The following is an 18,818-nucleotide window of genomic DNA, read 5'->3' on the forward strand; positions in this document are numbered from 1 at the left end:
AACTAAATATGAAAGATGATATACCCCATTATATTGGGCATAGACAACGCCTAAGACAACGTATTATTGTTTCTGCAGAAAATCTTGCAGATTATGAATTACTTGAAATGATATTATTTTTTGTAATACCTAGAAAAGATGTAAAACCATTAGCAAAGGAATTATTAACACAATTTGGTAGTCTCGCTAATTTAATAAATACAGATAAAGAAAAATTGCTTAATATTAAAGGAACTAATGATAATTTATATGTAAATTTTGTTATTATGCGTGAACTAACTAACAGAATGCTAAAACAAAAAGTAATAAATCAAAATGTAATTAGTTCTTGGAACGTTCTAATAGACTATCTAAAAGCAACGATGGGTAGCATGAAGACAGAACAATTTCGTATCTTATTTTTAAATAAAAAGAATGTCCTAATTGCTGATGAAGTTTTAAGCCAAGGCACTATAGATCAGGCAACAATATATCCAAGAGAAATAATTAAAAGAGCTTTATTTAATGAAGCTGGTGCAATTATATTGGTACATAATCATCCAAGTGGTGTTAGTAAGCCTTCAAATACTGACATTGAACTAACACACAAAATAGTAAAAACTTGTGCTAATATGAACATATCGGTTCATGACCATGTAATTATTACAGCCAATGAATATTTCAGTTTTAAGTCTAATATGCTGTTATGAGTAACTTGATTAATTATAGCTTTTTGTTTTTATTATCTTTTATAGCAACAAGCTTTCTTACTTGGCTATTGATTTCTAGTCTTCCATCTTTTGGAGTGGTGGATGTACCAAATACACGTAGAGTACATAGTAAAATCACACCAAGAGGAGGTGGGCTTGCGATAGTTATAGTAGTAATAATTGCTCTTATCGCCTATGAATATTTCTCAACAAAAACTCTGATAAACTCAATTAAAATTGTACCTTTACTGCTGATCATTTCTACCATTTCATTTTTAGATGATCTTATTTCTATTCCAATATTTGTAAGGCTAATTTTTCACATAATTTGTTCTACAATAGCTATTTTTTTATTTTTATCTCCAGTAGTATTATTTCATCACGAATTACCTTTATATATTGATTTTGTACTATCTATAATAGGATTGATTGTCTTTTTAAATATTTATAATTTTCTTGATGGAATAGATGGTATTAGTGGTGCTGAATCTATTCATTTATCGATCACTATATTGATACTTTGTTATCTAAAATCTGATATAATAATAAATATAAATTTTATAATTGTGCTTAACATCATTATATTAGCATGTTCCATAGGTTTTTTGATATTTAACTGGCATCCTGCCAAAATCTTTCTAGGAGATGTAGGTAGTATAAGCTTAGGATTTTTATTAGGTTTATGTTTGCTACTTATTTCAGCATCTAGTGTTCATTTGTTTGTTGCCTCATCTATTGCTAGCTTATATTACCTAGCAGATGGAGGATTAACCATACTAATTAGACTAGTTAATAAGGAAAAGATTTGGCAACCTCATTTAAAGCATTTTTTTCAAAAAGCAGTCAGAAATGGTAAAAGTCATAAGGAAGTAGTGAGTAGAATTATAATATGCAATATATTACTTATGGTATTATCAATTATTTCTCTGTATTTTCCTTTATTATCAATTATCTTTGCTATATTAGTAGTAATGGTTACAATAATTAATTTTGCCCATGAAACCGCTCAGCCATGACATCAATATAATTATTAGACGAATCTTTGGTAAACAGCACCCATTGCTTGCAGAAATTATGATTAATTGGAGCAAGATTGTTGGACCAAAATTTAGTACCAAAACTAGCCCATTAAAAATATCTAGCCCTAAAGAGAAAGGACAGAGAATAAATATTTTACATGTACAAGTGGAAAATTCGAGCATCGCCTTAGAACTATCATTTCATCAACAGATAATTATTGAGCGTATTTCCGTTTATCTAGGTTTTAAGGCTATACATAGTTTAAGAACTACAATATATGCTACAAAAAATAACTAGAATAGACTTCTATTGTCATCGAGTATTATCCTGAAATCTTGGAAATATAGGCTTTGGCTGGCTAATGTTACTACCTATAGCTAAAGTAAACTCCTTTGTTAAATGTTTAAACATTCTCTGACTTTTTGGTACACCAAGCTGATCAAGCATTTTATTAGCCGAATCAGGGATAAATGGCTGTAACATTACAGCAATATACCTTAATGTCTCAAGTAGCGTATATAACACCTCATTCATCCTTATAGGATCAGTTTTTTTTAACTGCCAAGGGGCTTCTCGATCTATATAAATATTGGCTTCTTCGGTTAAAGTAATAATATTTTCTAACACAGAATTAATAGCAAAAGTCTTAGTGAACAGTGAATTTTCTGATATAATTTGGTGGGATAGCTTCATTAAAAATGACTCATAAATGCTATCGATAGATTCCTTGCTAATTGACGGAATTTTTGCCTCATTGTTATTATAAACAAAGGCTAGAGTTCTTTGCAATAAATTACCAATTTTATTAGATAGCTCACTATTCACTCTATTGATTAAGCTACTACGAGAATAATTACCATCTGAGCCAAATATTACCTCTCTCATTAAATAATGCCTAACTGGATCTAAACCAAACTCTTTTATTAATTGCAATGGATCAATTACATTCCCTATAGATTTAGAGATTTTTTGCCCTTCATTAGTCCACCACCCATGTGCCATAACACATTTTGGTGGCGGCAAGCCAGCTGCCATCAAAAATGCTGGCCAGTATACGGCATGAAAGCGTAATATATCTTTACCGACTATATGAACATCAGCCGGCCAAAATTTGTTATACTGGTTTGTATCATTTGGATATCCTAAAGCCGAAATATAGTTGCTCAGTGCATCAAGCCATACATATATTACGTGCTTTTCATCATTTGGTACTTTAATTCCCCACTTAAAACTAGAACGTGATATGGATAGATCATGCAATCCGGATTTGACAAAACTAATAACTTCATTACGTCTAGTATTTGGTCTGATAAAATCAGGGTTGGCATTGTAAAAATCTAATAATTTATCTTGCCATTTTGATAGGGCAAAAAAGTAACTTGGTTCTTCAAGCCACTCAACAGGAGCTTTAGTCGGAGCTAGTCCATCTTCTGTTAATTCTGATTCATCATAAAAAGCCTCATCACGCGTCGAGTACCAGCCTTTATAGCTATCAAGGTAAATATTGCCACTATCCAGCAATTTTTGCCATAGACTACTTACTGCTTGTTTATGCCTAGCTTCTGTAGTTCTAATAAAATCATCATTAGAAATGTTCATTGAGTGCATTAATGTACGAAAAGTTTTAGATACTGTATCGGTAAATATTTGTGGTTCAACATTTTTGGCAATAGCAGATTTTTCTACCTTTTGACCATGTTCATCAGTACCGGTCAGAAACATTACCTCTTTACCTGATAAACGCATAAATCTTGCTATTACGTCAGACGCAACGCTTGTATAAGCATGCCCTATGTGAGGTATATCATTAACATAATAAATAGGGGTGGTAATATAATATGTATTTTTCATAATGAATTTATAATGGATAAACCTATATTTGTTATAGTTATTCTTGCTAAATATGTATACTATAAAAATAGTTAATTTGAGCCGCTTGTTGCCGATGAAAGCAAGCCAGTGTCATCTCGAAATCAAGCAGTCACAAGTATACATTAGAATAAGAATGTAAATCTTTTGACCTAAGGGTGAATAAGATGGAGTTTAGAAAAATATGTTTTGTAACGTGCTACATCTCTTGTAAGAAGAGGAATATTTAATACAGACGCATGTACTCCGATAAAGAAATTTGGTAATACGGAGTTTTTCTTGCCACTATTTGCTTTTTTATATTGTATAAAAACTTTTCCTGCTAAAAATAGGGCTTCTTTAGGGATAGGAAGAACTTTAAAATTATTGCCGATTACTTCTTCAAGTTCTTCAATTCTTTCAAATCCTATTGAAACTTCTGTATATATGTAATCATTAATTGCTAATTCATGAAATTGCGATAATTTTAACAATTGGTTAGAAGACCAATTATACCACCTAGCATCACAGGTGATAATATCTAATAATATATTACTGTCAACTAAGATTATGATCTAGTTAATTTCATTATGGTATCAGTAGACATTTTTACTGTGCTTTTTCTAGACATATGCAATATTAATTTATTACCTCTATTATTTTGATTTTGATATTTTTTTAATAGAACGCCGTCTTCTTTTTCTATAAAAGTGATTTCTGTATCTAGCAAGAAACCAAATTTACTTCTAATATCTATAGGTATAGTTATTTGCCCTTTACTAGATACTTTCATAATTATTACCTCGTGCTTTCGTTGTGCTATAAGATATAAGTGGTACTTTATCGCTTATTCCCTAACACTGAGCCGTATTTAAGCAAAGCAGTAGCTGAAACAGTTATAGTTACCTCACTTGTGCTTGGTTCTGCAACTGGCATATTAACCACACTATCATCAGCATTTACAGGCGATCCCATCATCAATCTAGGCACTAGCATTCTCCTTGCTTCAGGATCAACATTTATCATAGTGAATCCATCGTATTCTTTACCAAGAGCTTTAGCTACACGTATAGCTCGTTGCTTTAGTTTTGCAATAGCAGCTTCTATCATAGAATCTCGAATGACTTCTCTTTTTTCATTAGAAAGAGTATAATTTAAACTTTGTATTAATAGCCCTTCATTCTGTAATTTTCCAATTAATGTTAATAAAGCCTCAGATGATTTGCTTTTCAGTGATAATACCTGAGTACCACGCCACATTTTTTTCTTTACTTTATCTTTTTTATTATCAATATTTTGGTCTTGGTTATATTGGTAAACATAATATTGTTCTGTTGATACAGTAATATCTTCAACTTCTTTAGCCATTTTTACTGCTTTAGACATCATTAGGTTAATCTCATCCTCTATATATTTTAGATCAACTCCTTCTTTTTCTATTCGCATACTAGATATAAGTAAATCTTCTTTTACATCCATTTGTTCAGTAACAGATATATTAAGATACGAACCATCCTGATTTGTTGGTAAATCTTTAGACTGCATAGCAATTGCTGGTAAAGTAAATGATATTAACGCTATAGCAATAGTAAGAAGACTTTTATACATAATACCTACCCCTAGAATAGTTTTGTTTTTTGAGATTATCCAAAACACTCCATCTTATTTCAAAAAATTGTACTAATAATATAACCAAAGCTAGGCATATTTTTAGCAAAATTTAACTTTTGCCCCTGATTTTGAATCCCCTCTTAATAGTGATATTTACATTGCACTATATAAATAGTGTTATCTTTAGTGGTATATACTAACCTATGCTCCTGATTTATTCTTCTTGACCAATATCCAAATAAACTAAATTTTAAAGGTTCAGGTTTGCCAATACCCGAGAAAGGTGAACGAGATATATCCTTGATTAACTGGTTAATTTTTTCTAAAATTTTTATATCATTTTTCTGAAAATAAAGATAATCCTCCCAAGCATCATTATGAAATAATACTTTCATTTATAGTGATATTTTTAAAATTAATATTTTCGTTAAGGTCATTAATTGCACGGTTGAGTCTTTCTGAATTTTTAGGACTCTTTAATAAGTAGCAAGTTTCTTCTAAAGCATTATAGTCATCAAGGGACATTATCACTACAGATTTTTGTTTTTGTCTAGTAATGATTAAAGAGTGATGATTTGTACAAACTTTATCCATAATGCTAGATAGCTTATTACGTGCTTGTGTATAAGATATTGCTTCCATTATATTAACATATTTAAGTACATGTACATAATATTATTACATACTCTACGTTAGATCAATATTAAAAAGAAAAATTTTCAATAGATTTTGTCTTAACCTATTTTACTATAGTTTAACCATCGAATATGTTTATTATATAACATACTTTATAAGTATAACAAAGTTAATTGATATAATGCTCGTTTTTTTAATAACATAAATTCAAATCAAATAATATTGATGTTCTGTATCAGATATGATATTGTAAATTTACAGAAATTCTAGGTTTTGTATGCCTGCTAAACGATTATTGGTATCTTTAGATGAAGAATTTTTAATGAAATTACAAATCTTGCTAAAGTCAATAATAAATCATCATCTAATATAGCAAAAAACCTTATTATTGCTATGTTTAGAACTTCAAGAGGAAAAAATGTTTGCTAAATTAGCAGATATAAAGAATTAGTTTTTTCTTTATTATTATATTAATTTATAACTCATCAAAAAATACTTATGGTACTGCATCTTAAACACTATATACAAATAATCTTATTTTTAATTCTATTTATTTCTAATGCTAATGGCGAAGAAAATAATACTAAGGAGTACATTTCCCCTTTACAGTTAGCTATAAATGAAATGGGTCTAAATAGGAGTTTAGAATTGACAAACACTCTGATTAGTCAAAAACTATCAAGTGTTGAATCGCCTACATCTGTTATTATTACTATTGAACAGTCAGGTTTGCTGGATGACTCTATTGCGGCAATACAAACTGTATTTGTTTTTTCTTTAAATAATGATATATGGACATTAAGTAGTAAGACAACTAAACAAAGATGCCAACGAGGTAGAGGTCATAAGGGCTTCTCAACAAAACCGTGTCATTAGAGTTAAAGGATATTAGCAACATTTACGTAAAAATGTAGCATAAGGCTGTAAAGCAGTATTTTTTAATCCAAAACTGAGGTTTAAAGCAACTTTTGAAGTAGGGGGAATTATATGAAACATTATACATTATTAGAGCAAGAGTTAGAGCAAATTTTTCAAATTAATAACGTGATTAACATACTTTATTGGGATATCGCAGTAAATATTCCGCATGGATCAATTGATAGTAGAACAAACGAAATAGCACTACTATCTTCCATAGCCCACTCTAGGTTACAGTCGAAAAAATTAGCTGAACTAATAGAATCTGTCTCTGAAAACGTGAACACTCTTGATGTTTGGCAGTTAGCTAATTTAAGAGAAACAAAAAGACGAATTACAGAATCTACATGTATAGATGATGATTTATGCAAAATGTATGTTACTGCTAGTGCAAAATGTGAGTTAATTTGGCGAGATGCTAGAAAAAATAATGATTATCTATCACTTAAACCTTACCTACAAACAGTATTAGATTGCGTACAAAAAATGGCTAAATCTAAAGCCAATGCACTAAACTGTTCTGTATATGATGCTTTACTTGACACATATGATCCTGAACGCACACTTGATGAAGTTAAAGTAGTGTTTAATAATCTAAAAAAAACTATACCAGAATTAATTAGTCAAATAGTAGAAAAACAAAGTAAAGAAAATGTTCTACCTATCACTAATAGTATTAGTGAAGCACAACAAAAATTAATTGCTAAAAGGCTTATGGAAATAATGGGTTTTAACCTCACTAAAGGTAGGTTAGATGAATCAACCCATCCATTTTGTAGAGGTACTCCTGATGATGTTAGGTTAACTAATAGATATAATGAGCATAATTTTATTTCAGGGATTATGGGGATTATGCATGAAACTGGTCATGGTTTATATGAACAGGGCTTGCCCAGCAAATATAAAAACCAACCAGTAGGTAAGGCTAAAGGTATGGCTGTCCATGAAAGTCAATCTTTATTTATGGAAATGCAAGTAGGTAGATCAGAAGAATTTTGTCAATATCTATCAAAGCTACTTAAGGATGAATTTGGATTTAAAGGACTAGAATATTCTGCAGAAAATCTTTACAAATTAATGACAAGAGTCAAACTAGGTTTTATTAGAGTAGAAGCAGATGAAGTGACTTATCCAATGCATGTAATAGTTAGGTTTGAACTAGAAAGATTGCTAATTAGCGGAGATTTATCTTTAGATGATCTACCACATTATTGGAATAATAAGATGCAGGAATATTTAGGCATTACTCCACAGAACGATAAAGACGGATGCTTACAAGATATACATTGGTCAATGGGCAGTTTTGGTTATTTTCCATCCTATACTAATGGAGCAATTATTGCTTCAATGGTCATGAAAAAAGCACAGGAAGTTAATCACAATATAAAAAAGGAAATAACAAGAGGAGAATTCAATGGTGTAAACCAATTCTTAGATAATAATATTAGAAGCTATGGCTCATTAAAAAATACCAGTGAATTAATTAAAGACGCTACGGGTGAAGATCGCATTCAATCGGAAATATTTTTAAAATATCTCCAACAAAAATATTTATAACTTATTTAACCTCAAATATCTGTAACAAGTTAATATTAGGCTCAGTATTATCGCCACCCCTGCGAAAGCAGGGGTCTAAAAAAATAGCCAAGAAGACTTTCAACATTTTTAGACCCCGAATCCGTCATTCACACCGAAGGCTCTCACTGGTCTAGGATGACATCACCGACTTAAACCGGACACTAACACGCCTTCACGGGGATAACGACATTGTAAATAACTACAAATGTAGTACTAGCTAAAGCTTTTACTTGGATAACCGTGAAAGTAATATCAATAAAAACTCTTAGGATCTATATCCACTTTCAAATGACAAAAAGAAGGGATTTTGATTAAACTTAACCATGTTTGTAAAAATTTTTGTAAATTAAATTTCTTATCCACTATGATTAGAATACGGTAGCGAAACTTTCCTGCTAATTTAAACATTAATGCACTAGATGGTCCGAGTATTCTAGCTGAACTTTTTGGTGCAATTGCAACTAGAGTTTTGGATATTTCAAGTACTTTATGCTCATTTTTCCCAGACAAAATTATTGATGCCATTTTGGTGAAAGGAGGCATATTCTCTGCTTGCCTTGTTTCAAGTTCATATTGTAAAAACTGATCTCCTCCATTTTTTATATAACTAAATATAGCATTATCTGGGTAATAAGTTTGCATTAATACTAGACCTTTTTTATCTTCTCTTCCTGCCCTACCTCCTACTTGGTGAAGTAGTTGATAATTGCGTTCACTTGACCGCAAGTCTCCACTACTAATAGCCCCAAGATCAGCATCAACAACACCTACTAAAGTAAGGTTGGGAAAGTGATAACCTTTAGTAATCATCTGAGTACCAATTAGAATATCAACCTCAGAATGCTCCATTTTATATAGTAATTCGCGGATCTTTTCAGGTTTTTGGGCATAATCTTTGCTAATTACCACAATTTTACTATCGGGAAAAAGATGCCTAGTTTCTTCTTCAATTCTTTCAATCCCAGGACCACAAACAGTTAAAGACTCTTCTTCCCGACAATCAGGACAAAAAATGTGAATCCTACTTTGATAACCACAATGGTGACATTCAAGTTTTTTGCTAGATTTATGTACCACTAACCAAGCAGAGCAAGAATTACAAGTAAAACGATAACCACAAAGTTTACATAGCATCACAGGGGCATAACCCCTACGATTCAAAAATAATAACACCTGCTCTTTGCTTGCTAGCTTTTTACCAATTAATGCTATTAACTCCTTAGATAAGTAAGAATTTTTTGATAATTTCTCCTTTTTCATATCAATTATTTGAATTTCTGGCAAAGTTGCCTCCTGATAACGATTTGACAATTCAATTAATTGATACTTATTGCTACTTACGTTATAAAGTGTTTCAATAGACGGAGTAGCCGAGCATAATACTACTTTTATTTTGGATAAGCTTCCCCGCAATACCGCCACATCGCGAGCATTATATAATATACCATCATCTTGCTTATAAGAACTATCATGCTCTTCATCAATAATAATTAATCCAAGATTAATATACGGTAGAAATAGACTACTTCTAGCACCAATTATAACTTTAATTTCATTGTTGAGCAAACCTCTTAAAATCATCTTTTTCTGAGCTTTAGTAACCGCAGAATTCCATATTACTGGCTGAAAGCCAAAGCGTGCTATAAAACGATTTATAATTTGCTGACTTAAAGCAATTTCTGGTAACATTATCAATATTTGGTTACCCTGCTTCAAATAATCAGCCAATAGATGAAAGTAAATTTCTGTTTTACCTGATCCGGTTACTCCCTTAATAATTGATGGTTTATCCGATTGACTTAATAGAGAAAGTGCTTCTTGTTGCTCTATTGAAAGCGTTGGCAAAATAAAATCTTTGTTTAATTCTTGATGCTTTATTTTTATAGGTTGCTGGGCAATATCGATCGGCAAAGCCAACTTAGCAACCGAACCAAGTGAAGTCATATAATAATTAGCAGCCCATTTAATTAAATCTAATATTTCCTGATTAAACCTAAATTCAAGTGGCACTTTCTGTTTAATAGATTTGATTTTAATAATTCCCTCTGAAACTTCAGTATCTAATTGCCAAACTATACCCGTTAATTCTTTATTTCTAAATGGGACAACTACTAAATCTCCTATAGCTAATTTTAATTCATTTGGAATTAAATAATCCAACGGGAAAAGCTTAGCTAATGGTAATAATATTTTGGCAACTTGCATTGAAATTCATTTTCAGGTCATTTGAGTATACCATATACTATATACTAATTATCAGAAGCACTAATAGATAAACAACAACAAAATGCAAAAATATTGATCTTTTTCAAAAAAAATATAATAAATTCCTAGTAATATTCTAATTTTTAGTTTAACTTGTATAGTGATTTAAAATATTATAGTTTTTTATGGAAGATATTAACTATTGGGACAACTCAAAGTATGCACCTTGTCAATATGCTACTAGGTTACTGAACAAATTACGTAAGATAAATGAGGAAGTAAACCGGTCAATAGATATTGATGAGGTTAGAAAGGCTATTTATTACGCCAAAAAATATCACGGCAGCCAAATGAGGCAGTCTGGCGAACCCTATTACTCACATCCGATTGAAGTAGCGTATATGGTAGCGGAATATGCAGCATCAGAAATTCCAAGCTATTTCAGAACTGACATGATTGTTACCAGTATACTGCATGATACTATCGAGGATACAAAACTGACAGAAAAGATGATTGAATATATTTTTGGAAGTATAGTAGCTAGTCAAGTGGAAGCTTTAACTAGGGTTAAGCCTCACGGCAAGATTAGCTCCAAAGAGATTTTAGATTTATTATATCAACAAAAAAAATATGATGTAGCATTTATTAAAATTTTCGACCGAATTCACAACTTACAAACTATAGGAGTTAAGTCACCTGAAAAAGCTAGGAAGATTATTGAGGAAACTATAGAAGAATTTATACGTCTAGCTATACACTTAGAAGCAATTGGTTTAGAAAAAAAACTAATAGAGCTATGTTACCAATATTTACCTACTATATCATCTAAGCAATATTTGCTACAGAGTCTAGATAAGTTTTCTTTTCAGAAAGATTTCCAGCATCTTTCTCGAGTTTAATAAAATGTGACAATCCATATGCACAACCCACAATTGTTGGGGTTGTAATAAAATACAATCCCCAATGACTAAAATAATCTGTTAAATACACAAGGCTAACAGAAGTAATAACATATACTAAAGCTTGGGATGCAGCGTATATCGCACTAGTATAAGTAAAACGTTTAAAGACTGGAAAATGCTTGAAGAATATTGCATTAGCTGGTGATGCTTCGCATGCAACAAATAATAGTAAAGACTGAATTATCAATATATCAAAGCCAGTTGTTGCATTATTCAATAAATATGGAATCACTAGGAAATATATGGAAACTAAAATTAATCTTGTCTTTAATATCACTAGTGGATGATGTTTACTGGTGAAATACAGCACAAAAACCATATTTCCTAGTAACATAGCAGATACAATAAAGTTATTGTGAATAATTTGCTCAGCTGTATAGTGAAACGAATATTTTAAAATATTAGCACAATGTATATAAGTAAAATAAAAAATTACTGGCCATATACAATCTACTAACAGTAAACTTATTGTTGTTTTCCAATTAATTTTTTCTTGAATATTGAGAGTATCTTGCATTGCTCGTTCAACGTCAATGTTAGATCCTATACCTTTCAACTGTTGGAAAGTTCTGTTTAATCGACGTTTAGCGTCGGCAAATTCAGGCGTTTCTCGCAGCGTTGCCCTAGCAATCATACCAACTAATGCCACGCCTGCACCAAACCAAAAAGCCAGTCGCCAATTAAGAGCATAAGAAATAACAAGAGAGGCTACACCTAAAGCAGCAAAACCTCCAAAGGCAGCAAAACTATTGTAGCTACAGACACATATCGTCCTGGTGGTTGTAGATACTCTGTTAGGTATAATTGGGCTCCTGTGATTTCCCCCATAGAAGTCATACCTTGCACAATACGACATATTGTCACCAGCCAAGCTGCAGTAATCCCTATTTGAGCAAAAGTTGGCAAATTAGCCATGACAAAACAAGATATTGCCATTAAAAAAGTTGTAATGACTACAGATGCTTTTCTTCCTACATTGTCACCTATCCAACCAAATATTAATGCACCAAATGGTCTAAGCAAGTAAGTAGAACAAAAAGCAGCGGCTGAAAGAAGAGTAGCCGTATGCAGGTCAGTTTTTGGAAAAAACAACTCATTAAGCAATACCGCCATATGCACATAAAGCATTAAGTCAAAATACTCGAGAAATGTCCCTATTGACAAGTAATCCAACAACCTCTTTTTGTTCTTTAGTTAAACTAGTCTGTTTTTGCATAATCTTATTATCTGCTTGGATAATTTTGCTCATATAGTTGTTTAAACTTCACTGTTATGTTATCTATAATAATTAACCTTATTTCGATGTAAGACATTGGTTTAATAGCCTAGGGTGACATCACCCATAGGTTAATTACTTACTTCAATAATTGTTATATGCGTCACGATTAGAAATCAGTAATATAAATAATAAAGTAGAAAAATATATTAATCAAATGGTTTAACAATAACCATAACAACAGCCACTATCATCAACAGTGCTGGTACTTCATTAATGATACGATAAAATCTTTCAGAATGATTATTTTTGCCTTCAACAAAATTCTTCCTCCATCTAGCTAATAAACCATGAAAAATAGTAATACCTAGAACTGCTGTCATTTTTACGTAAAACCATGTTCCTAAAGCTACTAGCCCATATATGTAACTATTTATTATACCTAAAGTATAAGTGCTGATCATAGCCGGATTCATAATTATTCTAAGTAACCTTTTTTCCATTAATTGAAACATCTTGTCAGTTTCACTACCTACTACAACTTTAGTGTGGTAGACATATAATCTTGGTAGGTATAGTAAACCTATCATCCAAGAAATTGCTGATACAAGATGGAATGCTTTAAACCATAAATAATAACTAGCCATTAATTTTACCCCATTACTTAGTTTTTTAAATTACAAGGACACATAGTAAAATTATAAGGACATACTCTTTTATTAATTGAACTACATATCAAATTTTTTGTATCGAAACCATAATTAACTAAATTTGATACCATTTTAGTTATGCTATTGATGAACAATTTATTTATTCCAAGAGCAGAAGTTCTAATATATTCTATTTTGTACTTACCAGCAATCTTTCTATATTCAATGTCCAATTCTACCAACGTTTCAACATGTTCTGATACAAATGCTATTGGGACTATTATAAGAGATTTATTTTCTTTGCCTGCTATCTCAATTTCATCCTCCGTATTAGGTTTAAGCCATTCCACTGGACCAACACGACTTTGATAAGTTATTTTATAATCTAAATTATCTATACTAAGCTTAGACACCAAACTTTCTACAGTCTTTTCAATCTGCCACTGATATGGATCTCCTGCTTTTATTATTTTTACAGGCAGACCATGAGCTGAAAATAATATACGAAAACTTTTTTTGTTTTTCAATTTTTTTAATGATTGCTTTATTAATGATAAATGAGCTTCAATAAATTCGTCATCGATAGGATAACAACAAATAGTTTTAATATGTCGGTTTTTAATATGTTGGAAATCCTCACTTTTATTTTTATAAAGAGAAGATATAAAATCTTTAATCGAAGATCCAGTAGTGGTGCTAGAAAAATGTGGGTATAATGGTAACAATATTATTTCTGAAGGGTTATACTCATTTATTTTTCTTACTACTTCTTCGGAATCAGGATAAGAATAACGCATTGCTATAAAAATCCTAAAATCCTCTTTCAGAGTTTGTTTTAACTTCTCTGTAATAGCAGCTTTTTGAGATTCCGTTTCTCGTAAAATAGGCGAATTATTACCTACTAGAGAATATATTTCCTGAGATTTTCTATTTCTAGTAATTGATATTATCTTAGCAAGAATAAACCTTAGGGGATTTGGTAGGTTAATAATTGCTTTATCATAAAATAAGTTAAATAGAAACCGTTTAACTGAGCTTAAGCTATTTGGTCCACCAAGATTAAAAAGTACGATGGCTATTTTTTTTTGAGATATTTTAGTATTTAAATTCTCTAACATAATTAACTAAAAACTCAACATTTTCAACTGGTGTATTTGGTAAAACACCATGTCCAAGATTAAATATAAAATTTTTTTCTTTAAAGTTTGCAATTATTTTACTTACTTTTTCTGCAATAATTTCTTTATTAGTAAGCAATATAAATGGGTCTAAATTACCTTGTACAACAATTTTCTCACTCCATAATTTCATGGCACTAGCTGGTACAAACTGATCTACTCCAATAGCATCCACTCCAGTATTACTAATATATTTTTCATATAAAATCCCAGAACCTCTTGGAAAACCTATAATCGGTAAATATGGAAACTGTTTTTTTAAAGCTACTACTATTTTTTTTGTTGGTTGCACTACAAACTGATCATATTCTGCTTCTTCTAATATCCCTGCCCATGAATCGAATAATTGTACTAAATTTGCCCCAGCTTTTACTTGTTCCTTTAAATGAATAATAGTTTTTTCAGTAATAAAGTCTAGAAGTTCTTGTGCTAGGTTATTATTTTCATAAATAAATTTTTTACTTGTTTCAAAACTTTGTTTGCCTCTTCCTTCAAGCATATAAGTCATTACCGTCCATGGACTACCGGCAAAACCTATCAATGCAGTATCAACTGGCAAATTTGCTTTAGTTTTATTGATTATTTCATAAATTACATTTAGTTTTCCATTAGAATTTTCTTCAAGATATTTAAAATCTTCTTTTGATTGAAATTTACGTAATATTGGTCCTATATTTTCTTCAAATTTTACATCCCAGCCAAGTGCATCAGGTAAAACCAAAATGTCAGAAAAAATTATAGCAGCATCAAAGCCATACCTTCTTATTGGTTGTAAAGTCACCTCTACAGCCTTATCAACATTATAGCATATATCTAAGAAACCACTAACAGTTTTTCTTATTTTTTGATATTCAGGTAAATATCTACCAGCTTGACGCATTAACCAAATAGGCACGAGATTATTTTTTTTCTTAAAAGTTTGTAAAAGCTGATTCATGAAATAATCCATAATAATCTATATATTGTATATAATATTTTTTTAGTTGATGTAGACATTGTTAATATGTAGATTAATTATATATACACATAGTTATACACATTTTTTTATTGCTAAATTACTAGTAAGGTTTATTGATTATAATTATTATTCACATTATTCATAGGATTATTTTTTTAGTGGATAATTTATAGTGGTTTATGTGTGTAGAATGAGAAAACGTGAAGGACATTAGATATCTAGCATTTTACACACAAAATTATCCACAAAATTATTCTTTAAATTATAGAGGTTATTAACCTCTATATACGGGATATATATGAGTAGTTATTGATTACTTTTAATATAGAGATTAAAATATGAATAAAAAATTATCCACAAAGACTAATAAACTATGAGTAAGCTGATTATTCACTTAGTTTCAGATTCTTCAGTGCAAACAGTTAAACATGCAGCTAATAGTGCTTTGTCACAATTTAGCAAAATTGAGTCAAAATTGTATCATTGGCCAATGTTAAGAAATGCAGAATCATTAAATGAGGTTTTGAAAAAGATCAAGATGAAACCAAGCATTGTATTATACACTATCTTAGATTATGAACTAAGAAGAAATTTAACTAAATTTTGTTATGATTTAAAAATTCCTTGTATCTCTGTTGTAGGTAGAATTGTAAAAGAAATTTCAGTTTTTTTAGGTGTGGAAACAGAAGAAAGTTTAGTTTATGATTATAAATTTGATGAAGGTTATTTTGATAAGATTCATGCTATTGATTATACTCTTAGACATGATGATGGTCAGATGACTAGTGAATTAGACGAAGCTGATATTATTCTGATTGGTCCTTCTAGGACATCAAAAACTCCAACTTCCGTATATCTAGCATATAATGGATTTAAAACAGCAAATGTGCCTTATATTCATGGTTATCCGTTTTTAGACTTGTTAGGTAGCATTACAAAACAGCTTGTAATTGGTTTGATTATTAACCCAACTCGGCTAATTGAAATAAGAGAAACTAGAATGCATTCACTACAGATGAGTGATAATACTAATTATACAGATTTTAAAATAGTCCAAGAAGAATGTATACAAGTAAAACAAATTTGCGAGCAACAAGGATGGCCAATAATTGATGTTTCAAGAAGATCTGTAGAAGAAACCGCTGCTGTAGCTATGAAACTTTATTATGATCGTAAGAAATATGTTCTTAACAACTTTAGATACTAACATTTTTAAGTAAACTTAAAGCAGTCATTTACAATAAGAATTTTACTTAGTATGATTATATAGTTAACCCGAGAAGGTTTTGGCTAAAAACGATGTCCATAACTGTTGAAAGTTAAAAAAACCGTCTATTAGCGAAGTGCTGTTGTAAGGGTTAAACCGTCATTGCGAGGATGATGTAAAGCCGACGAAGCAATTCATTTATCTATGGATTGTTTCCTAGACAAACTCAGGTTAATTGTTAAAACAAGATTAAAAATAAGAGATTATGGCAAGCAATATAACAGATGATTCTTTTAATAAAGAAGTTTTAGAGTCCACCACACCTGTATTAGTTGATTTTTGGGCTGAGTGGTGCGGACCATGTAAAATGTTAACACCTATTATTGAAGAATTAAGTAAGGAATTAGTGGGCAAAATAAAAATCGTTAAAATGGACATAGATCAAAATCCCAATATACCTTCAAGTTTAGGTATTCGTAGTATACCTACAATGATTTTGTTTAAAGATGGGAAACAACTAGCTACTAAGACTGGAGTATTCCCCAAAAATATTATTGAAGAATGGATTAACTCTTCAGTAAAAATATAACTCATATTTTTAATGTATGACGTCTAAACTAGTATTTATAGAGATATCTGATGGTTGTGTAGAAGGAATCAATAACCAACAAAGAGTAGAAAGTTTAAGACACTTTTTTATTAAAGGAGGTAAACTTTTTCCTTCGTCAATTCCTATCTTAAATAATATAAATCTTTCCTGTCAAAGAGGCGAAAAAATTGCCTTTATTGGTAGCAATGGTTCAGGTAAGAGTTCTTTGCTTAAAGTAATTGCTGGAATTTACCCATTAAAGTTTGGAAAAATTAAAGTTCATGGTAACTTTGCCGCCATTATTGAGATGGGAGTAGGTTTTGAATTAGAGCAAACTGGCAGAGAAAATATCAAAATGCTTATGATTTATAATAATATGTTAGGTAAGTACAGTAAAGAATTGGAACAAGAAATCATAGATTTTTCTGAGCTAGGGAGTAAAATAGATTTGCCGGTAAAAAATTATAGCTCTGGTATGTTATCAAGATTAGCTTTTTCTGTATCGGCTTTTCAAGATTCAGATATTCTTTTGTTAGATGAAGTTTTTGCTGCTGGTGATAGTCATTTTATTGAGAAGTCGACCAATTTTATGAAAAACAAGTTACAAAATATACCTATTTTAATATTAGTAAGTCATCAAGAAAATATTATTAAGGAGAATTGTAATAGATGTGTGTTATTAAAAGAAGGTAGTATTATTGCAGACGGTAATCCAGATGAAATACTAAAAATTTATAATAGTGGGAATTATTAATGATAAAGTATTTTTTTTCCAAGAAATACTGGTTGTCAGTGGTATTATTAACCCAAGCTTCTATATCTCGTCAAAATAAAGATTCTTTTTTAGGTTCGTTATGGGGTTTAGTTCAGCCTTTTGTGCATATAATGATCATTTCATATTTTTTTGGATTTTTACTTAAGCTACCAAGAGAAGCAATGATTATGAACCTAGTCGGTGGTTTACCGTTATGGACATTTATTGTTAGCAGCTTAAATATGTCATCAAATTCATTAATTAATCGTAGTGGTATTATAAAAAAGGTAGTAATTTCTAGAACTATCTTTCCTATATCGGATAGTTTAACACAAGTTTATACCCTAATTTATTCGTTTGTAGCTATGTATATAGCTTTTATCATTTTATACCCCGAAAGATTTAGTATATATATACTTTTTGTACCGATTCTTGTGTTGCCGCTGATTATTTCTGTGATTAGTAGTTCTATCGCATTTGCATTTTTAACTCCTTATATACGTGATGTTCCACAGCTATTAAATTTGATTTTGAATGTTGCATATTGGACTATACCAATAGTGTACCCATATTCTATGGTACCAGAATCAAAGAAAATATTTTTTGAAATTAACCCCATTTTTCTTGTCATAAGACCAGTTCAATTCTTAGTAATAGAAGGAGTGTTGCCAGATGTATTTATGATTATAAAATCCTTTATTGTAGCCGTTATTGTTTCATTTTTCAGTTATCTTGGCTACAGATTTTTTTCTAAAAATGTCATATATTATATATAGCTAATCTAAAGAAGGTTTTAGCT

At 30.6% G+C, this 18,818-nt stretch carries 22 protein-coding genes; 10 read left to right on the top strand and 12 right to left on the bottom strand.

The window, feature by feature from the left end:
• Window positions 1-8 precede the first annotated feature (8 nt).
• The 3 genes from radC to AAGD45_RS01600 are packed head-to-tail and all read left to right on the top strand — an operon-like array spanning window position 9 to window position 2,006.
• Window positions 9-689, top strand: a complete 681-nt coding sequence (gene radC, locus AAGD45_RS01590; protein ID WP_341761704.1) for a RadC family protein — start codon at window positions 9-11, stop codon at window positions 687-689.
• Entirely contained in the window at window positions 686-1,705 is a 1,020-nt protein-coding gene (locus AAGD45_RS01595; protein ID WP_341761705.1) for a UDP-phosphate alpha-N-acetylglucosaminyltransferase, read from the top strand. Before radC ends, AAGD45_RS01595 begins: the two co-directional genes overlap by 4 nt.
• Window positions 1,686-2,006 carry a DUF721 domain-containing protein gene (locus AAGD45_RS01600; protein WP_341761706.1) on the top strand — a complete coding sequence of 107 codons (321 nt, stop codon included), beginning with the start codon at window positions 1,686-1,688 and terminating at the stop codon, window positions 2,004-2,006. Before AAGD45_RS01595 ends, AAGD45_RS01600 begins: the two co-directional genes overlap by 20 nt.
• Before the next feature lie 15 nt (window positions 2,007-2,021).
• On the opposite strand, the gene metG is transcribed toward AAGD45_RS01600, so the two are convergent.
• The 6 genes from metG to AAGD45_RS01630 all read right to left on the bottom strand — a co-directional run bounded on the left by metG (window position 2,022) and on the right by AAGD45_RS01630 (window position 5,810).
• Window positions 2,022-3,560 (bottom strand): methionine--tRNA ligase, encoded by a 1,539-nt coding sequence (gene metG / locus AAGD45_RS01605; RefSeq protein WP_341761707.1) that lies wholly within the window; start codon window positions 3,558-3,560, stop codon window positions 2,022-2,024.
• Between the two features lie 170 nt (window positions 3,561-3,730).
• On the bottom strand, window positions 3,731-4,132 hold the full coding sequence (locus AAGD45_RS01610) for a type II toxin-antitoxin system VapC family toxin (protein WP_341762181.1): 402 nt from the start codon (window positions 4,130-4,132) through the stop codon (window positions 3,731-3,733).
• A complete protein-coding gene (locus AAGD45_RS01615) occupies window positions 4,126-4,350 on the bottom strand; it encodes an AbrB/MazE/SpoVT family DNA-binding domain-containing protein (RefSeq protein WP_341761708.1) in 225 nt (74 codons plus the stop codon). Before AAGD45_RS01615 ends, AAGD45_RS01610 begins: the two co-directional genes overlap by 7 nt.
• Before the next feature lie 47 nt (window positions 4,351-4,397).
• Complete coding sequence (locus AAGD45_RS01620) at window positions 4,398-5,165, bottom strand: SIMPL domain-containing protein (protein WP_341761709.1); 768 nt, start codon at window positions 5,163-5,165, stop codon at window positions 4,398-4,400.
• 143 nt (window positions 5,166-5,308) lie between these two features.
• On the bottom strand, window positions 5,309-5,563 hold the full coding sequence (locus tag AAGD45_RS01625) for a Txe/YoeB family addiction module toxin (RefSeq protein WP_341761710.1): 255 nt from the start codon (window positions 5,561-5,563) through the stop codon (window positions 5,309-5,311).
• The gene (locus tag AAGD45_RS01630; protein WP_341761711.1) at window positions 5,544-5,810 is read right to left on the bottom strand and encodes a type II toxin-antitoxin system Phd/YefM family antitoxin; all 267 of its coding nucleotides are present in this window, start codon (window positions 5,808-5,810) and stop codon (window positions 5,544-5,546) included. The genes AAGD45_RS01625 and AAGD45_RS01630 overlap by 20 nt, the downstream gene beginning before the upstream one ends.
• Before the next feature lie 492 nt (window positions 5,811-6,302).
• Here AAGD45_RS01630 and AAGD45_RS01635 point away from each other — a divergent pair, with 492 nt between their 5' ends.
• Window positions 6,303-6,680: a hypothetical protein gene (locus AAGD45_RS01635; RefSeq protein ID WP_341761712.1), complete on the top strand. Its 378-nt coding sequence runs from the start codon at window positions 6,303-6,305 to the stop codon at window positions 6,678-6,680.
• Window positions 6,681-6,791: 111 nt separating this feature from the next.
• Window positions 6,792-8,279 carry a carboxypeptidase M32 gene (locus AAGD45_RS01640; protein ID WP_341761713.1) on the top strand — a complete coding sequence of 496 codons (1,488 nt, stop codon included), beginning with the start codon at window positions 6,792-6,794 and terminating at the stop codon, window positions 8,277-8,279.
• Window positions 8,280-8,552: 273 nt separating this feature from the next.
• On the opposite strand, the gene AAGD45_RS01645 is transcribed toward AAGD45_RS01640, so the two are convergent.
• Window positions 8,553-10,505: a primosomal protein N' gene (locus AAGD45_RS01645; RefSeq protein WP_341761714.1), complete on the bottom strand. Its 1,953-nt coding sequence runs from the start codon at window positions 10,503-10,505 to the stop codon at window positions 8,553-8,555.
• 185 nt (window positions 10,506-10,690) lie between these two features.
• Between AAGD45_RS01645 and AAGD45_RS01650 the strand changes: the two genes are divergently transcribed.
• A complete protein-coding gene (locus tag AAGD45_RS01650) occupies window positions 10,691-11,404 on the top strand; it encodes an HD domain-containing protein (protein WP_341761715.1) in 714 nt (237 codons plus the stop codon).
• Here AAGD45_RS01650 and AAGD45_RS01655 read toward each other — a convergent pair.
• The 5 genes from AAGD45_RS01655 to hemE form a co-directional block, all read right to left on the bottom strand.
• A complete protein-coding gene (locus tag AAGD45_RS01655; protein WP_410521079.1) occupies window positions 11,331-12,269 on the bottom strand; it encodes an MFS transporter in 939 nt (312 codons plus the stop codon). The two genes, AAGD45_RS01650 and AAGD45_RS01655, sit on opposite strands and share 74 nt — an antisense overlap.
• Entirely contained in the window at window positions 12,182-12,595 is a 414-nt protein-coding gene (locus AAGD45_RS01660) for an MFS transporter (RefSeq protein ID WP_341761716.1), read from the bottom strand. Before AAGD45_RS01660 ends, AAGD45_RS01655 begins: the two co-directional genes overlap by 88 nt.
• 297 nt (window positions 12,596-12,892) lie before the next feature.
• Entirely contained in the window at window positions 12,893-13,330 is a 438-nt protein-coding gene (hemJ, locus tag AAGD45_RS01665) for a protoporphyrinogen oxidase HemJ (protein WP_341761717.1), read from the bottom strand.
• A 17-nt stretch (window positions 13,331-13,347) separates the two neighbouring features.
• A complete protein-coding gene (gene hemH / locus AAGD45_RS01670) occupies window positions 13,348-14,451 on the bottom strand; it encodes a ferrochelatase (RefSeq protein ID WP_341761718.1) in 1,104 nt (367 codons plus the stop codon).
• A complete protein-coding gene (gene hemE / locus AAGD45_RS01675; protein ID WP_341761719.1) occupies window positions 14,429-15,448 on the bottom strand; it encodes a uroporphyrinogen decarboxylase in 1,020 nt (339 codons plus the stop codon). The genes hemH and hemE overlap by 23 nt, the downstream gene beginning before the upstream one ends.
• A gap of 394 nt (window positions 15,449-15,842) precedes the next feature.
• Here hemE and AAGD45_RS01680 point away from each other — a divergent pair, with 394 nt between their 5' ends.
• From AAGD45_RS01680 to AAGD45_RS01695, 4 genes are all read left to right on the top strand, one after another.
• Entirely contained in the window at window positions 15,843-16,676 is an 834-nt protein-coding gene (locus tag AAGD45_RS01680; RefSeq protein ID WP_341761720.1) for a pyruvate, water dikinase regulatory protein, read from the top strand.
• Between the two features lie 265 nt (window positions 16,677-16,941).
• Window positions 16,942-17,265 carry a thioredoxin gene (trxA, locus tag AAGD45_RS01685; RefSeq protein WP_341755385.1) on the top strand — a complete coding sequence of 108 codons (324 nt, stop codon included), beginning with the start codon at window positions 16,942-16,944 and terminating at the stop codon, window positions 17,263-17,265.
• Window positions 17,266-17,281: 16 nt separating this feature from the next.
• A complete protein-coding gene (locus AAGD45_RS01690; RefSeq protein WP_341761721.1) occupies window positions 17,282-18,019 on the top strand; it encodes an ABC transporter ATP-binding protein in 738 nt (245 codons plus the stop codon).
• Window positions 18,019-18,795 (top strand): ABC transporter permease, encoded by a 777-nt coding sequence (locus AAGD45_RS01695; protein WP_341761722.1) that lies wholly within the window; start codon window positions 18,019-18,021, stop codon window positions 18,793-18,795. The genes AAGD45_RS01690 and AAGD45_RS01695 overlap by 1 nt, the downstream gene beginning before the upstream one ends.
• The last annotated feature ends 23 nt before the right edge of the window (window positions 18,796-18,818 follow it).

The sequence above is a fragment of the Candidatus Tisiphia endosymbiont of Thecophora atra genome (assembly GCF_964026395.1).
Lineage (GTDB): Bacteria > Pseudomonadota > Alphaproteobacteria > Rickettsiales > Rickettsiaceae > Tisiphia.

Bases quoted from the DNA above. Each gene is read 5' to 3' on its own strand.
- radC (WP_341761704.1), top strand. From the start codon at position 9: ATGAAAGATGATATACCCCATTATATTGGGCATAGACAACGCCTAAGA.
- AAGD45_RS01595 (WP_341761705.1), top strand. From the start codon at position 686: ATGAGTAACTTGATTAATTATAGCTTTTTGTTTTTATTATCTTTTATA.
- AAGD45_RS01600 (WP_341761706.1), top strand. From the start codon at position 1,686: ATGAAACCGCTCAGCCATGACATCAATATAATTATTAGACGAATCTTT.
- metG (WP_341761707.1), bottom strand. From the start codon at position 3,560: ATGAAAAATACATATTATATTACCACCCCTATTTATTATGTTAATGAT.
- AAGD45_RS01615 (WP_341761708.1), bottom strand. From the start codon at position 4,350: ATGAAAGTATCTAGTAAAGGGCAAATAACTATACCTATAGATATTAGA.
- AAGD45_RS01620 (WP_341761709.1), bottom strand. From the start codon at position 5,165: ATGTATAAAAGTCTTCTTACTATTGCTATAGCGTTAATATCATTTACT.
- AAGD45_RS01625 (WP_341761710.1), bottom strand. From the start codon at position 5,563: ATGAAAGTATTATTTCATAATGATGCTTGGGAGGATTATCTTTATTTT.
- AAGD45_RS01630 (WP_341761711.1), bottom strand. From the start codon at position 5,810: ATGGAAGCAATATCTTATACACAAGCACGTAATAAGCTATCTAGCATT.
- AAGD45_RS01635 (WP_341761712.1), top strand. From the start codon at position 6,303: ATGGTACTGCATCTTAAACACTATATACAAATAATCTTATTTTTAATT.
- AAGD45_RS01640 (WP_341761713.1), top strand. From the start codon at position 6,792: ATGAAACATTATACATTATTAGAGCAAGAGTTAGAGCAAATTTTTCAA.
- AAGD45_RS01645 (WP_341761714.1), bottom strand. From the start codon at position 10,505: ATGCAAGTTGCCAAAATATTATTACCATTAGCTAAGCTTTTCCCGTTG.
- AAGD45_RS01650 (WP_341761715.1), top strand. From the start codon at position 10,691: ATGGAAGATATTAACTATTGGGACAACTCAAAGTATGCACCTTGTCAA.
- AAGD45_RS01660 (WP_341761716.1), bottom strand. From the start codon at position 12,595: ATGCTTTATGTGCATATGGCGGTATTGCTTAATGAGTTGTTTTTTCCA.
- hemJ (WP_341761717.1), bottom strand. From the start codon at position 13,330: ATGGCTAGTTATTATTTATGGTTTAAAGCATTCCATCTTGTATCAGCA.
- hemH (WP_341761718.1), bottom strand. From the start codon at position 14,451: ATGTTAGAGAATTTAAATACTAAAATATCTCAAAAAAAAATAGCCATC.
- hemE (WP_341761719.1), bottom strand. From the start codon at position 15,448: ATGAATCAGCTTTTACAAACTTTTAAGAAAAAAAATAATCTCGTGCCT.
- AAGD45_RS01680 (WP_341761720.1), top strand. From the start codon at position 15,843: ATGAGTAAGCTGATTATTCACTTAGTTTCAGATTCTTCAGTGCAAACA.
- trxA (WP_341755385.1), top strand. From the start codon at position 16,942: ATGGCAAGCAATATAACAGATGATTCTTTTAATAAAGAAGTTTTAGAG.
- AAGD45_RS01690 (WP_341761721.1), top strand. From the start codon at position 17,282: ATGACGTCTAAACTAGTATTTATAGAGATATCTGATGGTTGTGTAGAA.
- AAGD45_RS01695 (WP_341761722.1), top strand. From the start codon at position 18,019: ATGATAAAGTATTTTTTTTCCAAGAAATACTGGTTGTCAGTGGTATTA.